At 71.7% G+C, this 14,063-nt stretch carries 15 protein-coding genes; 8 read left to right on the top strand and 7 right to left on the bottom strand.

Features of this window, described 5'->3' with window-relative positions:
• The first annotated feature begins 181 nt into the window (after positions 1 to 181).
• The 3 genes from ACFYMM_RS01000 (at position 182) to ACFYMM_RS00990 (ending at position 3,014) form a co-directional block, all read left to right on the top strand.
• Positions 182 to 823, top strand: coding sequence for a DUF6758 family protein (locus ACFYMM_RS01000; protein WP_388382485.1), 642 nt, complete (start codon positions 182 to 184; stop codon positions 821 to 823).
• 112 nt (positions 824 to 935) lie between these two features.
• The gene (locus ACFYMM_RS00995) at positions 936 to 1,793 is read left to right on the top strand and encodes a PHP domain-containing protein (RefSeq protein ID WP_388382483.1); all 858 of its coding nucleotides are present in this window, start codon (positions 936 to 938) and stop codon (positions 1,791 to 1,793) included.
• Between the two features lie 615 nt (positions 1,794 to 2,408).
• Complete coding sequence (locus ACFYMM_RS00990; protein WP_388382481.1) at positions 2,409 to 3,014, top strand: MarC family protein; 606 nt, start codon at positions 2,409 to 2,411, stop codon at positions 3,012 to 3,014.
• Positions 3,015 to 3,093: 79 nt separating this feature from the next.
• Here ACFYMM_RS00990 and ACFYMM_RS00985 read toward each other — a convergent pair whose 3' ends face one another.
• On the bottom strand, positions 3,094 to 3,246 hold the full coding sequence (locus ACFYMM_RS00985) for a hypothetical protein (protein ID WP_018571269.1): 153 nt from the start codon (positions 3,244 to 3,246) through the stop codon (positions 3,094 to 3,096).
• A 206-nt stretch (positions 3,247 to 3,452) separates the two neighbouring features.
• Here ACFYMM_RS00985 and ACFYMM_RS00980 point away from each other — a divergent pair, with 206 nt between their 5' ends.
• On the top strand, positions 3,453 to 4,346 hold the full coding sequence (locus ACFYMM_RS00980; RefSeq protein WP_388382479.1) for an NYN domain-containing protein: 894 nt from the start codon (positions 3,453 to 3,455) through the stop codon (positions 4,344 to 4,346).
• On the opposite strand, the gene ACFYMM_RS00975 is transcribed toward ACFYMM_RS00980, so the two are convergent.
• Positions 4,343 to 5,260, bottom strand: a complete 918-nt coding sequence (locus ACFYMM_RS00975; RefSeq protein ID WP_388382477.1) for an alpha/beta fold hydrolase — start codon at positions 5,258 to 5,260, stop codon at positions 4,343 to 4,345. The two genes, ACFYMM_RS00980 and ACFYMM_RS00975, sit on opposite strands and share 4 nt — an antisense overlap.
• Positions 5,261 to 5,354: 94 nt before the next feature.
• Positions 5,355 to 7,847, bottom strand: a complete 2,493-nt coding sequence (locus ACFYMM_RS00970; protein ID WP_388382475.1) for a DEAD/DEAH box helicase — start codon at positions 7,845 to 7,847, stop codon at positions 5,355 to 5,357.
• Between the two features lie 506 nt (positions 7,848 to 8,353).
• Between ACFYMM_RS00970 and ACFYMM_RS00965 the strand changes: the two genes are divergently transcribed.
• Positions 8,354 to 9,091 (top strand): ferritin-like fold-containing protein, encoded by a 738-nt coding sequence (locus tag ACFYMM_RS00965; RefSeq protein ID WP_388382473.1) that lies wholly within the window; start codon positions 8,354 to 8,356, stop codon positions 9,089 to 9,091.
• Between the two features lie 39 nt (positions 9,092 to 9,130).
• Here the strand turns inward: ACFYMM_RS00965 and ACFYMM_RS00960 are convergent, their stop codons facing one another.
• The 4 genes from ACFYMM_RS00960 to ACFYMM_RS00945 all read right to left on the bottom strand — a co-directional run bounded on the left by ACFYMM_RS00960 (position 9,131) and on the right by ACFYMM_RS00945 (position 11,030).
• A complete protein-coding gene (locus tag ACFYMM_RS00960; protein WP_388382470.1) occupies positions 9,131 to 9,400 on the bottom strand; it encodes a hypothetical protein in 270 nt (89 codons plus the stop codon).
• 168 nt (positions 9,401 to 9,568) lie between these two features.
• A complete protein-coding gene (locus ACFYMM_RS00955) occupies positions 9,569 to 9,796 on the bottom strand; it encodes a DUF3107 domain-containing protein (RefSeq protein ID WP_388382469.1) in 228 nt (75 codons plus the stop codon).
• Positions 9,797 to 9,930: 134 nt separating this feature from the next.
• Positions 9,931 to 10,572 (bottom strand): TetR/AcrR family transcriptional regulator, encoded by a 642-nt coding sequence (locus ACFYMM_RS00950; protein ID WP_388382467.1) that lies wholly within the window; start codon positions 10,570 to 10,572, stop codon positions 9,931 to 9,933.
• Positions 10,573 to 10,805: 233 nt separating this feature from the next.
• Positions 10,806 to 11,030, bottom strand: a complete 225-nt coding sequence (locus ACFYMM_RS00945) for a hypothetical protein (RefSeq protein WP_388382466.1) — start codon at positions 11,028 to 11,030, stop codon at positions 10,806 to 10,808.
• A gap of 193 nt (positions 11,031 to 11,223) precedes the next feature.
• On the opposite strand from ACFYMM_RS00945, the gene ACFYMM_RS00940 reads away from it, so the two are divergent.
• The 3 genes from ACFYMM_RS00940 to ACFYMM_RS00930 are packed head-to-tail and all read left to right on the top strand — an operon-like array spanning position 11,224 to position 13,936.
• Positions 11,224 to 12,219 carry an alpha/beta fold hydrolase gene (locus ACFYMM_RS00940; protein WP_388382464.1) on the top strand — a complete coding sequence of 332 codons (996 nt, stop codon included), beginning with the start codon at positions 11,224 to 11,226 and terminating at the stop codon, positions 12,217 to 12,219.
• A gap of 8 nt (positions 12,220 to 12,227) precedes the next feature.
• Positions 12,228 to 13,787 carry a DUF3152 domain-containing protein gene (locus ACFYMM_RS00935; protein ID WP_388382462.1) on the top strand — a complete coding sequence of 520 codons (1,560 nt, stop codon included), beginning with the start codon at positions 12,228 to 12,230 and terminating at the stop codon, positions 13,785 to 13,787.
• A gap of 56 nt (positions 13,788 to 13,843) precedes the next feature.
• Positions 13,844 to 13,936, top strand: coding sequence for an Ms4533A family Cys-rich leader peptide (locus ACFYMM_RS00930; protein WP_388382459.1), 93 nt, complete (start codon positions 13,844 to 13,846; stop codon positions 13,934 to 13,936).
• The last annotated feature ends 127 nt before the right edge of the window (positions 13,937 to 14,063 follow it).

Raw genomic sequence — 14,063 nt, 5'->3', positions numbered from 1 at the left:
TCTCCAATCCGAGGCAGGGATGATAGTTGCTATATACACATAGTACGTTAGAGCGGCTAACTAATGCAAGATGCATCTAGTCTTGGCCGGTGGGCAGGTCCGCCGCCCGCCGCGCGGTCCTTCCCTCCGGACGGGTGATCGTCCTTGACGTGGGCGGGCAGGGGTAGGACCGTGGGGCCCTATGAGGGGCGAACCCAGTTGCCCGAAGTGTGGTGGCCGGGTCAGGGCTCCCGGACTCTTCGCCGATTCCTGGCAGTGTGATGTGCACGGGACGGTGCAGCCGCTGCAGCCCGTGATCCCGCCCAGCGTCGAGGCCCTCAGCGTGGTGGTGCACCGGACGCAGGTGCCCGTCTGGATGCCGTGGCCGTTGCCGGTCGGCTGGCTGTTCACGGGCGTGGCCTACGCCGGCGACGACCGCAGCGGCGGTCGGGCCACCGCCGTGGCCTGCTCCGGGCCCGGCCCGTTGGGCGGCATGGGCGAGCTGATCCTGGTCGCGGAGGAACTCGGCGTCGGTCTCGGCGCGCGGTACGCGGGCATCGACGGCCCGGACCCGGGGCCCTATCTGAACGTCGAGAAGCCGCCCCAGGCCAAGGTCCTGGCCGCCGGCCGGCCGACCCCGCTCTGGCATGTCACCGGCACCCCGGACGACCGCGCCGTCTTCGCGGGCGAGGCGTGCGGGCTGTGGCTGTGGGCGGTGGCGTGGCCCGAGCAGTCGGGGCTGCTGATGTACGACGAACTGGTGCTGACGGACCTGCGGGACGCGGGGGCGGAGATAGACCTGGTGCCGTGCGGGGCGCTGTCGCCGAGGCTGCTGGAGCCCTGAGCCCATGTAGGGGGCGTACCGGCCCTGCGGGTGTGACAGGGCACCCCGTTCTTCCCGCTATCCTTGGGTGACCGCGTCAGTCCCGTCAGTCCCGTCACCGCTTGGAGCCCGTGTGCGCATCGACCTGCACTGCCACTCCACGGCCTCCGACGGCACGGACACCCCTGCCGAGTTGGTGCGCAACGCGGCTCGCGCCGGCCTGGACGTCGTCGCGCTGACGGACCACGACACCACCCGGGGGTATGCCGAGGCGACGGCCGCGCTGCCCGAGGGGCTCACCCTGGTCACCGGGGCCGAGCTGTCCTGCCGTGTCGACGGCGTCTCCATGCACATGCTGGCCTACCTCTTCGACCCCGAGGAGCCGGCCCTGCTCGCCGAGCGGGAGCTGGTCAGGGACGACCGGGTGCCCCGGGCCAAGGGCATGATCGCCAAGCTGAACGAGCTGGGCGTTCCGGTCACCTGGGAGCAGGTGGGGCGGATCGCCGGGGACGGCTCGGTCGGGCGCCCGCACGTCGCCACCGCGCTGGTCGAGCTGGGTGTGGTGGCCACGGTGGACGACGCGTTCACCGAGCAGTGGCTGGCCGACGGCGGCCGGGCCTTCGTGGAGAAGCACGAGACCGACCCCTTCGAGGCCATCCGGCTGGTCAAGGGCGCCGGCGGTGTCTGCGTGTTCGCGCACCCGGCCGCCGCCAAGCGAGGTCGTACGGTGCCCGAGTCGCGGATCGCCGAGATGGCCGAGGCGGGTCTGGACGGCCTGGAGGTCGACCACATGGACCACGACGCCGACGCCCGCGCCCGGCTGCGCGGTCTGGCCAAGGAACTGGGACTGCTGGTCACCGGCTCCTCGGACTACCACGGCAGCCGCAAGACGGTCTCCCTCGGCCAGTACGCCACGGACCCCGAGGTCTACGGCGAGATCACGCGACGCGCCACGGGAGCGTTCCCCGTCCCGGGCACCGGCGGAATCTGACGCCCACCCGGAGCACAGCCCCTGCCCGGGGTTTCGCCGCCCGTTCCGGGTCCCGGGTCCCCGCTCGCGGCCTCGGTCCCATGGAATCCGGCCCGTTGGGCTTCGGCTTCGGCCTGGGCTCGGGCGCTCGTCTCCCTGCCCGGTGTTCGGCACCTCGTGAAGCTCCGGTTTCGCCAGAGGACCGCCCCGGTCCGGGTCGGCCCCGCATGGGTCTTGGCTCCGTATGGGCCGCGGGCCCGTGGGGGGCTCGGCTCCGCGCGAGGCTCCGGCCCCGTCCGAGGCCGGTCCCTGACCGGGCCAGGCACCGCTCGCAACTCCGGCCCTCATGAAGTCCCGGCCCCGCCCGGTGCTTCGGCCCTGACCTGAGGCCCGGCCTCGCGTGGCCTGTCCTTGTCCCGACACGGGGCTCTCCGCTCCGCCCGGGGCCGGGCCTCATACAGGGCTCGGCTCCGCATGGGGCTTGGGCCCTGCGTGGGTCTGGGCCTCGCCTGATGCTCCGCCCCGCTCGATGCTCCGCCCCGCCTGATGCTCCGCCCCGCCCTGGGTCGGTCCCCTACTGGGCCCGGCTCCACCCCTTCATCGTCCGTCCCTCTCCCCGCAAGGCCCGCCACCACCATGTTCGACGTCGCTGTCTTCGGCTCCCTCTTCCTCACTCTCTTTGTCATCATGGATCCCCCGGGGATCACCCCGATCTTCCTCGCGCTGACCGCCGGCCGCCCGGCCAAGGTGCAGAAGCGGATGGCCTTCCAGGCCGTCTGCGTGGCGGGCGGGGTCATCGCCGTGTTCGGTGTCCTGGGCCACCAGATCCTCAACTACCTGCACGTCTCCGTCCCCGCCCTGATGATCGCGGGCGGCCTGCTGCTCCTGCTGATCGCGCTGGACCTGCTCACCGGCAAGACCGACGAGCCCAAGCAGACCAAGGACGTCAACGTGGCGCTCGTGCCGCTGGGCATGCCGTTGCTGGCGGGCCCGGGAGCGATCGTGTCCGTGATCCTGGCCGTGCAGAAGGCCGGCAGTGTCGCCACCCAGGTCTCCGTGTGGTCCGCGATCCTCGCGATCCACGTCGTGCTGTGGCTGGTCATGCGGTACTCGCTGCTGATCATCAGGGTCATCAAGGACGGCGGCGTGGTCCTGGTGACCCGGCTCGCGGGCATGATGCTCTCCGCGATCGCCGTCCAGCAGATCATCAACGGGATCACCCAGGTCATCCACGGCGGCTGAGCCCCCCCGCATGCGCGAAGCCCCCGTACGGCGACCGTGCCGTACGGGGGCTTCGAAGCTTTGCGGTGATCCGCGTCTGTTATGAGGCCGGGGTGTCGGCCGGCCGGATCCACAGGCGCTGCCCTATGGCAGCGGCTTGCTGAACGATCCGGTTGACGGAGGCGGCGTCCACGACGGTGCTGTCCACGGTCGTGCCGTCGACCTCGTCGAGTCGCATGATTTCGAAGCGCATGGCCTCTCCCTTCGTCTGGTCATCCTCCTGAGGAGAACTACTGGGGCGACTTGATGTCACTCGTATGCAACGGGCTGCGTGTTACAAACATTCCCTACGCTAAAGAAATTTTTCGAACGACTAATTACCGACTGGTAAGCGGTTCGCGCGGTGGACCGACCGGGGCCGGTTGTGTTCACAGCGTGACCGCCGGGACAATGGAGGCGATGAACGACGACCTGGCGGCCCTGCGAGCCGGTATCGACCGCACGAACGAGCTGCTTCAGCGGATGCTCGCCGAGGTGGCGAAGACGCCCTCCACTCACGCGATCTTCGTCGACGCGGGGTACCTCTACGCGGCCGCGGGCCGGCTGATCGCCGGGACGGAGGACCGCCGTGCCTTCGACCTCGACGCCGAGGGCCTGATCGAGGCGCTCATCGACCGCGCCCGCACGATCTTCGCGGACAGCAGGCTGCTGCGCGTCTACTGGTACGACGGCGCCCGGCGCCGCATCCACACCGCCGAGCAGCAGTCCATCGCCGAACTGCCCGACGTCAAGGTCCGCCTCGGCAATCTCAACGCCAACAACCAGCAGAAGGGCGTCGACTCCCTCATCCGCTCCGACCTGGAGTCCCTCGCGCGCCACCGCGCGATCAGTGACGCGGCCCTGCTCGGCGGTGACGAGGACCTGGTCTCGGCGGTGGAGGCGGCGCAGGGGTACGGCGCCCGTGTCCACCTCTGGGGCATCGAGGCCCCGGAGGGCCGCAACCAGGCGGAACCGCTGCTCTGGGAGGTCGACAGCCAGCGCACCTTCGACCTGGAGTTCTTCAAGCCGTACGTCTCGCGGCGCACGGCACCCGCCTACGACTCCGCGGCCGGCCGGCCCACCCGGGAGGACGTCCGTTTCGTCGGCGCCCAGATCGCGGCGAAGTGGTTCGCCGCGCGGGGCCGCGAGGCGCTGGTGGAACTGCTCCCCGGCCATCCCTACCTGCCCGGCTCCGTCGACCAGGACCTCCTCGTCGAGGCCGAGGGTCTGCTCCAGTACTCCCTGCGCGGCCAGGCGGACCTGCGCCGCGCCCTGCGGGACGGCTTCTGGGAGCACCTGCAGACGCAGTACTAACCGCGGCCCTGATGGGCGTCGCGGTCCGCATGGGCGCCGCGGCTGGGGTGGGCGTCCCAGAAACCGGCGAGCGCGCGGGCCGTGGCGAGCGGCTGGTCGGTGTTCGGGGAGTGCTCGGCGCCCTCGACGACCGTACGGCGAGCCCGCAGCCGTAGGGCCATCTCGTCGAGCAGCGCCACCGGCCAGGTGTCGTCCAGCGCGCCCGACAGTACGTGGAAGGGCAGGGGCAGGGCGGCGAGTTCGGCGACCCGGTCCGGCTCGGAGCACAACTGGCGTCCGGTGGCGATGAGTTGGGCGGGCTTGGTGCGCAGCCAGCGGCGTCGCAGGTCCTCGCGGTCGTCCAGGCCGCCGTCGAGTTCGCCGGTGTCCGTCTCCTCCGGGGTCTCCATGGCCTGGATGGCGTCCCACACCTCGGCCATCGTCATCACGGTGAGCGCGTCCCGCAGCAGCTTCACCCGCTGCTGCTGGGACTCGGAGATCTGCGCCGGCCCCGAGGACATCAGGGTCAGCGACCGGAACGGTTCGGGGTCGAGCAGTACGGCCGCGCGCGCGATCTGACCGCCCAGGGAGTGCCCCAGCAGGTGCACGGGCGCGCCGACCGCCGCCGCCTGCGCCAGCACGTCGCGTGCCAACTCCTCCTGCGCGTAGGCGGATTCGTCGTCCTGGGGGCCGTCCGACTCGTACTGCCCGCGCCCGTCCACGGCCACCGTCCGGTATCCGCGCCGGGCCAGCGGCACGTGCAGCGGATTGAAGTCCTCCTTGCTGCCGGTGAACCCCGGCAGCAGCAACGCGACGCCCCGGGGTTCGACACCGTCGGCCGCGGGCGCGTCGACGACGGCGAACTCGCCCCGCGCGGTGGACAGCGAGTACGCGCGCGAGCCGGGGGGCGGCACGAAGGTGGGAGGCCTGCTCATGGGGGAGAGGTTATCCGGCGCGGGCGCGCCGACGGCCCGGTCCCACGTGGGTGGGCCGGGCCGTCGACGGTGCCTGCGGAGCGGAGGCGGTGGATCAGGCCTCGGGGGCCTCCACGACAGCGGCCGCCTTACGCGTCCGGCGCGCCCTGGGCCTGACCTCGGCGGCCACCTCGGCCACGGGGGTTTCCGGGGTGCCGGCCACGGCCTTGCGGGCACGGCGGGGCTTGACCACCGGCTCCTCGGTCGCCTGTGCCGGAATCTCCGCGACGACCGTTTCGGCAACGGCCTTACGCGTCCGACGCGCCCGGGGCTTGACCTCGGTGGCCACCTCGGCTGCCACCTCGCCCACGGGGGCCTCCGGGGCGGTGGCCGCGGTCTTGCGGGTGCGGCGCGCCTTGGGCTTGACCTCGGCCTCGGCCTCGGACACGGCGGTTTCGGCCACGGGGGTTTCCGTGGTGGTGGCCGCGGTCTTGCGGGTGCGGCGCGGCTTGGCCTCGGTGGCCTCGGCCGTGTCGACCGCCGTCTCGGCAGTGATCGCGGTGGCCGCGGTCTTACGCGTGCGGCGTGCCTTGGGCTTGGCCTCGGCCTCGGCCTCGGCTTCGACTTCGGCCACGGGGGTTTCCGGAGCGGTGGCCGCGGTCTTACGCGTGCGGCGTGCCTTGGGCTTGGCCTCGGCCTCGGCTTCGGCCACGGGGGTTTCCGGAGCGGTGGCCGCGGTCTTGCGGGTGCGGCGCGGCTTGGCCTCGGTGGCCTCGGCCGTGTCTACCGCCGTCTCCGCTGCGGTCGCCGTGGCCGCGGTCTTGCGGGTCCGGCGCGGCTTGGTCGCCGTAGCCGCCTCCGCCGTGGCCTCGACCGGCTCGGCGACAGCGACGGCCGTCGCCGCCGTCTTGCGGGTGCGGCGGCGCGGTGTCGCCTCGGGCTCGGGCGTGACCTCCGGCGCGACGGCCTCGGTCACCGGGCTCTCGGCCACCGCGGTCTCGGCCACCGGGCTCTCCGCGGTCTTGCGGGTGCGGCGTCGGCGCGGCTTCTCGGGGGCCTCGATCGTGGCCGGACCCTCCGCCGTCTGCACGGCGGTCTCCGCCGTCACGGTCACCTGGGCCTCGACGGCCTCGACGGCCTCGGCGGTTCCGGTGGCCGCCACGGGGGCCGTCTCCGCCGCTCCGCCGCGGGTACGGCGACGGCGGCGCGGGGTACGGGTTGCCGAGGGCTCCTCGGGCCCACCGGTCTCCGCCGTCTCCGCGACGGGGCTCGCGGTGGACTCCAGCGGCGCTCCGTTGCGCGTGCGGCGGCGACGGCGGGGCGTACGCGCCGGACGCTCGCGCTCGGCGGACGGCGCCTCGTCGCGACCGGCCCGGCCGCCACCCCGGCCACCGCGACCGCGTGCGCCACGGCCGCCGGTCTCGCCCAGGTCCTCCAGCTCCTCCGCGTCCAGCCCGGCGCGGGTGCGCTCCGAGCGGGGCAGGACACCCTTGGTGCCCGCGGGAATGCTCAGGTCCTCGAAGAAGTGCGGGGAGGTGGAGTACGTCTCCACCGGGTCCGGGAAGCCCAGCTCCAGCGCCTTGTTGATCAGCTGCCAGCGCGGGATGTCGTCCCAGTCCACGAACGTGATCGCCGTACCCTTCGCGCCCGCGCGGCCCGTACGGCCGATGCGGTGCAGGTACGTCTTCTCGTCCTCGGGGGACTGGTAGTTGATGACGTGGGTCACGCCCTCGACGTCGATGCCGCGCGCGGCGACGTCGGTGCAGACGAGGACGTCGACCTTGCCGTTGCGGAAGGCGCGCAGCGCCTGCTCGCGGGCGCCCTGGCCGAGGTCGCCGTGGACCGCGCCGGAGGCGAAGCCACGGTTCTGGAGCTGCTCGGCGATGTCGGCCGCCGTGCGCTTCGTACGGCAGAAGATCATCGCCAGTCCGCGGCCGTCGGCCTGCAGTATGCGGGCGATCATCTCCGGCTTGTCCATGGAGTGAGCGCGGTAGACGAACTGCTTGGTGTTGGCGACCGTCGCGCCCGTGTCGTCCGGCGCGGTGGCACGGATGTGCGTGGGCTGCGACATGTAGCGGCGGGCCAGGCCGATGACCGCGCCCGGCATCGTGGCCGAGAAGAGCATGGTCTGGCGCTTGGCCGGAAGCATGTTGATGATCTTCTCGACGTCGGGCAGGAAGCCGAGGTCGAGCATCTCGTCGGCCTCGTCGAGGACGAGGGACTTGATGTGCTTGAGGTTGAGCTTCTTCTGGCCCGCGAGGTCCAGCAGCCGGCCCGGGGTGCCGACCACCACGTCGACGCCCTGCTTGAGGGCCTCGACCTGGGGCTCGTAGGCCCGGCCGCCGTAGATCGCGAGAACGCGCACGTTGCGCACCTTGCCCGCGGTCAGCAGGTCGTTGGTGACCTGAGTGCACAGCTCGCGCGTGGGGACGACGACGAGCGCCTGCGGGGCGTCGGTGAGGGCCTCGGGGGCCGCGCGTCCGGCCTCGACGTCGGCGGGGACGGTGACGCGCTCCAGGAGCGGGAGGCCGAAGCCCAGCGTCTTTCCGGTGCCGGTCTTGGCCTGGCCGATGACGTCCGTGCCGGAGAGGGCGACGGGAAGGGTCATCTCCTGGATGGGGAAGGGGGAGACGATGCCGACGGCCTCCAGGGCCTCGGCGGTCTCGGGAAGGATTCCGAGTTCTCGAAACGTCGTAGTCAGGGTGCTGCCTCTTCTGTGTGGCGCGGTGCGAGGCGAGCGCGGGGGTCTTTGACGGACCGTGCCGGGGGACGTCGGCTGCCATACGGGCGAACCTCTCGGGCCAGCCGTAAAGCACGGGACCTCTGCCGACGCTCTAGCGCTCTCACCGCTGAGGGTGTCCCTCCGGCTTTCGTACGCACAGTGCCGTACGGGTCAGGAGGGCTGTCGGGTCGGAGCCGATCGGGCCACCGACCGGGCATCCTCATGCGTGCGGCCTGTCGAAGTACGTCGAGGAACATCGACCTACTCAGCAGGCGCATTACCACCATACCCCGGAAACGCGCACATGCGATGGCCGATTTGGTCACGTAGTCGTCATCACACTGATTGACCAGGGACTTCCACGGCCCGGCAAGCGGACTATTGTGCGCTTCATGACGACGCCTGACAACACCTCTGACGCATCCGCCGAACGCACCGGAGTGGCCGCCCAGGACTGGGCCCAGGCCTCCGCGGACCCCCAGTACCGGGCCGCGGTCGTCGACCTCCTCGGCGCACTCGCGTACGGCGAACTCGCCGCGTTCGAGCGCCTCGCCGAGGACGCCAAGCTGGCGCCGACGCTCGCGGACAAGGCGGAGCTGGCGAAGATGGCGTCGGCCGAGTTCCACCACTTCGAGCGGCTGCGGGACCGGCTGACCGAGATCGGCGAGGAGCCGACCGGGGCCATGGACCCCTTCGTCGCCGCGCTCGACGGTTTCCACAAGCAGACCGCGCCCTCGGACTGGCTGGAGGGCCTGGTCAAGGCCTACGTCGGTGACTCGATCGCCAGCGACTTCTACCGGGAGGTCGCGGTCCGCCTCGACTCCGCCACCCGCGAACTCGTGCTGGCCGTCCTCGACGACACCGGGCACGCCGGCTTCGCGGTGGAGAAGGTGCGCGCGGCGATCGACGCCGACCCGCGGGTGGGCGGCCGGCTCGCGCTGTGGGCGCGGCGCCTGATGGGCGAGGCCCTGTCGCAGTCCCAGCGGGTGGTCGCCGACCGGGACGCGCTGTCCACGATGCTGGTCGGCGGTGTCGCGGACGGCTTCGACCTGGCGGAGGTCGGGCGGATGTTCTCGCGGATCACCGAGGCGCACACCAAGCGGATGGCCGCGCTGGGTCTCGCGGCCTAGCCGCGGGCGGCCCGCGTCCTGTGGGCGCCGTCTGCGTGACTACGCCGGGATCGATCGTCGGCGCAGGCGGCCCGCCGGGCGGAGCAGCAGGGAGAGCGACGCCGCCGAGACGATCGCTGCGCCCAGCAGGCTCAGCAGGGGAGTGCCGGGGCCCAGCGCGCTGTGGGTGACGAAGTCACCGAAGAGGGCTCCGGCGACACCCGTGGAGAACACCAGGGGGCGGGCCGGCAGACGGTGTGGCAGGCGGTGTGCGGCCGCCCAGGCGAGAACGATTCCGAGCAGGGCGGATCCGAGAACTTCCAGGATCATGCTGAGTCCCTCCCACGGCCGGCCCGCGCATCACGGTCGTAGCCCGTCATACCCGTGACCTGCGGAATGCAATCCTCCTCCGTGGACGAGTCGTGCTCCGTCCGTGTGGGTGTTCCACGCGGAAGGGCCCGGCGGCACACTGCCACCGGGCCCTTCCGCGACTCGGACCTACAGCGCGCCGAAGCCCACCTTGCGGACCGTCGGCTCGCCGATCTCCACGTAAGCCAGACGGTCCGTCGGGACCAGGACCTTGCGGCCCTTCTCATCCTCAAGGCTCAGCAGCTGCGTCTTCCCGGCCAGCGCCTCGGACACGACGCGCTCGACCTCCTCGACGCTCTGACCGCTCTCCAGAACGATCTCGCGGGGCGCGTGCTGCACGCCGATCTTGACCTCCACGGCTATGTCCCTCCGACGGTCAGTGATGTGCGCGATCTTCCGCGCCGTACGCAGCACACATTAGCCCGGTGAGGGGACGCGGACGCTCCGGGCCGGAACGCCATCAGCGAACACGTGGGGGGAACAGACGTCCGTCAGTGGTGATCGGTGCCGTGCAGCGGGAAACCGGCGATGCCCCGCCACGCCAGTGACGCCAGCAGCTGCACCGCCTGATCGCGCGGGACGCTGCGGTCGCTGTGCAGCCAGGAGCGCGCCACGACCTGGGCGAGACCGCCGAGGCCCGAGGCGAGCAGCATCGACTCCGCGCGGGAGAGGCCGGTGTCCTCGGCGATGACGTCACAGATCGCCTCGGCGCACTCGTTGGTGACCTTGTCGACGCGCTCGCGCACGGCGGGCTCGTTCGTCAGGTCGGACTCGAAGACCAGACGGAAGGCGCCGCCGTCGTCCTCGACGTACGCGAAGTAGGCGTCCATCGTCGCCCGCACCCGCTGCTTGTTGTCGGTCGTCGAGGCGAGCGCGCCGCGCACGGCCCGGATCAACGACTCGCAGTGCTGGTCCAGCAGGGCGAGGTAGAGGTCGAGCTTGCCGGGGAAGTGCTGGTAGAGCACCGGCTTGCTGACGCCGGCCCGCTCGGCGATGTCGTCCATCGCCGCCGCGTGGTAGCCCTGCGCGACGAAGACCTCCTGGGCGGCGCCCAGCAACTGGTTCCGTCGGGCTCGGCGCGGCAGACGGGTGCCGCGTGGGCGCGCCGCCTCAGTTTGCTCGATGGCTGTCACGCCGCCTCCCAAAGTCGTCCACAGTGCGGTGTGCGCCGCGCGGCCATCGTACTTTTCGGTAACCCCGGTGTGCGCGGTGCGAGCGCAGAATTTCACGTACCGGACGATGGCGAAAGTGGTACAGAGTGCAGTAAACGGGACGAAGAGTCCCTTATCTCCGGCTCATCCGACGGTATCTCCGGGTCGTTCGACGGTGATCCCCCGGTGATCCCCCGGTGATCAGCCGTTCGGGGTCACCGGTAGTCGTCCTCGTCGAGCGAGACGACGCGAGCCTGTTCGATGAGGTCGGCCTCGTTCGCGCGGTCCGGGTCCACTCCGGTGAGGGGGTCGTCGCGGTCCGGCTTGACGTCCGCGAGCTGCTCGGCGGCGTCGTCGGCGGGGGCCTCGACGTCGATCTCCGGGGCGTTGTCGACCTCCCGCTCGGCGAGCGCCTCGGGGTCGGTGGGGTCATAGGCCATGGTGGGCTCCCTTCCTACGAACGTCCCTGAGAAACACAGGGGCCACATACGGGTGCCCTCTGTACGAGCCTAGGAGACACCCGATCTGGACGCCATGCCGGATCCGTGCCGGCGACCAAGCCGTGGGGACGCCCTGCCGCTCTGTGACGGCGAACACATGAACCAGTGTGTGATCGTCTCGTAACATTGCCGCATGTCTTCGACCGAGTCGCCGTCCGTTTCGGCCGCCAGTGTGCTCCCGAGGGTGGCGCCCGTCAGGGTGGCGGAGGGCGAGCGGCTGAGGTCCGCGGGACTGCCGGGGGTGACGCTTTCGGTCCGTTCCAGGCCCCCCGCGCGCGAAGGGCTGCCGGCCGCGCTGTACGTCCACGGGCTCGGCGGTTCCTCGCAGAACTGGTCGGCGCTGATGGCCGAGTTGGACGGCGTCGTGGACAGCGAGGCGGTCGACCTGCCGGGCTTCGGCGACTCCCCGCCGCCCGACGACGGCGACTACTCCGTCACGGGTCACGCGCGCGCGGTCATCCGCTACCTCGACGCGTCCGGCCGCGGCCCGGTCCACCTCTTCGGCAACTCGCTCGGCGGAGCGGTCGCCACCCGGATCTCCGCCGTCCGTCCCGACCTGGTGCGCACGCTCACCCTCGTCTCGCCCGCCCTGCCGGAGCTGCGCGTGCAGCGCACCGCGGTGCCGACGGGGCTGCTCGGCGTGCCCGGCGTGGCCGCGCTCTTCACCCGGCTCACCAGGGAGTGGACGGCCGAGCAGCGCGTGCGCGGGGTCATGGCCCTGTGCTACGGCGATCCCGGGCGGGTGTCGGCCGAGGCGTTCGGGCATGCGGTGGAGGAACTGGAGCGGCGGCTGCAACTGCCGTACTTCTGGGACGCGATGGCGCGTTCCGCGCGCGGGCTGGTGAACGCGTACACCCTGGGCGGGCAGCACGGCCTGTGGCGCCAGGCCGAGCGGGTGCTGGCCCCGACCCTCCTGATCTACGGCGGCCGTGACCAGCTGGTCGGCTACCGCATGGCCCAGAAGGCCGCCCGTACCTTCCGTGACTCCCGCCTGCTGTCCCTGCCGGACGCGGGGCATGTGGCGATGATGGAGTACCCGGAGGTGGTGGCCGACGCGTTCCGTCAGCTCCTGGCGGACTCGGGTGAGCCGGCCGGTTCCGGTGCCGCCGCCCCGGGCGCGGGGAGCTGAGGGGCGAGGTGGGACGCCACAGCCGTCGCGGCCCGGCCCCCAAGGGCGACCCCGCGGCCGCGGGAGAGCGGGGCCCGGATTCCGGGACCGCTCGGAGCGGTCCCGAAGCGCGGCGAGCGACGCCGGGACTGCCGGGACAACGGCAGGCACCGCCGGACGGGGCACGATTCGACGTACCGGGTTCTCAGGGCGGTGGCGCGCAGGGGCAGACCCAGGTAGGGGTACGACGTCAGGGGCGCCCAGGGGCGGACAGGCCGGCGCAGGCACCGAGGGCACCACAGCCCCAGCCCCCGCGCCTGCCGGACGGCACCCCTGCGCGGGGCGTGCCCGGACTTCCCGACGGCACCCCGGGCCGGGGCACCCCCCATGTCCGGGGCGCCCACCCCGAGCTGCGTGAGGCGGGAGGGGGATGGGGGGAGTTCGCCGGAGCTGCCGCAGGGGAGCGGCAGGGGCCGCGCCTGCCGAGGCAGCGGCGGGCCGTCGGGCCCCGGCAGGATTACCTCGACGCGTTCGACGAAAAGTTCTCCGACCAGGACGTCACCCACCACAAGGCCTCCGACCAGAACCTCTCCGCCCGGAACCTCTCCGCCCGGAACCTCTCCGACCAGAACCTCTCCGACCGGGACGTCCGCGACCGCGGCACCCTCGGCCCGGACGTCCTCGACCTGGACGTCGACGTCTTCGTGCCCCGCGCACGTACCTCGCGCGCCGACGCCGTGCGGCCGTACCCGCCCGCCGCGGCTCCGCACGGCGCACCCGCCGACGGCGCCGCACCGCAGAAGGGCGGCGCCAAGGGCCGGGCCTTCACCGGTGTCGTGGCCGCCGCCGTCACCACCGTGCTCGCGGTGATCGTCGCCGGGCAGGTCGCCGACGGCCGGCACGACACCGCCGTACGGTCGCGGTCCGTGCCCGAGCAGGCCTCTGACGCCCGGACCGCCGTCCCGTCCGCCGCGCCCGGCGCCGTGACGCTGACGTACGAACAGAAGATGGACACCACGTACCCGCTCAGCGCCACGCTCAAGGCCTCGGGGAAGTTCGACGTGGTCCCGGGGTTCGACAAGGCCCCCGGCAAGGGACAGAAGTACACCTACCGCGTGGACGTCGAGCAGGGGCTGGGGCTGGACGGCGGGTTGTTCGCCGAGGCCGTGCAGAAGACGCTCAACGACGACCGAAGCTGGGCCCACCACGGCGCCAAGACGTTCGAACGGGTCTCCACCGGCAAGCCCGATTTCGTCATCACCCTCGCCAGCCCCGGCACCACCGCGCAGTGGTGCGCCAAGTCCGGCCTGGACACCACCGAGGACAACGTCTCCTGCGACTCCGCCGCCACCGAACGCGTGATGATCAACGCCTACCGCTGGGCGCAGGGCTCGAAGACCTACGGCGACAAGATCCACGCCTACCGGCAGATGCTCATCAACCACGAGGTCGGCCACCGCCTCGGCCACGGCCACGTCACCTGCGACAAGAACGGCGAGCCGGCCCCGGTCATGCAGCAGCAGACGAAATTCCTCGACCACGACGGAATCCACTGCCTGCCCAACCCCTGGCCGTTTCCCACGAGTTGACAGGCGTCACCTGACCCACGTTGACATGCGCAGAAAGTTCGTTCATATTTCTGCGCATGTGGTCTAGTCATGCCGTCGACAGCGCAGCCATCGAGCTGGCGCTCATCGGCGTGACCGCGCTCTGCGTGTCCGACATCCACTGTCGCTGACGCCGCCCCTGGCGTTCGCGTCGCGACTTCTCACCACCCCTCCGTGACTCGGTCACGGCTTTTCGACGACCCGGCGCCGGGGCAGACGTCTGTTCATTTTCGTCTCACTCCTCGTCCATCTGTCTCA

This window comes from Streptomyces sp. NPDC006739 (assembly GCF_042869815.1).
Classification (GTDB): domain Bacteria; phylum Actinomycetota; class Actinomycetes; order Streptomycetales; family Streptomycetaceae; genus Streptomyces.
This window is presented reverse-complemented; position numbering and strand designations above follow the sequence as displayed.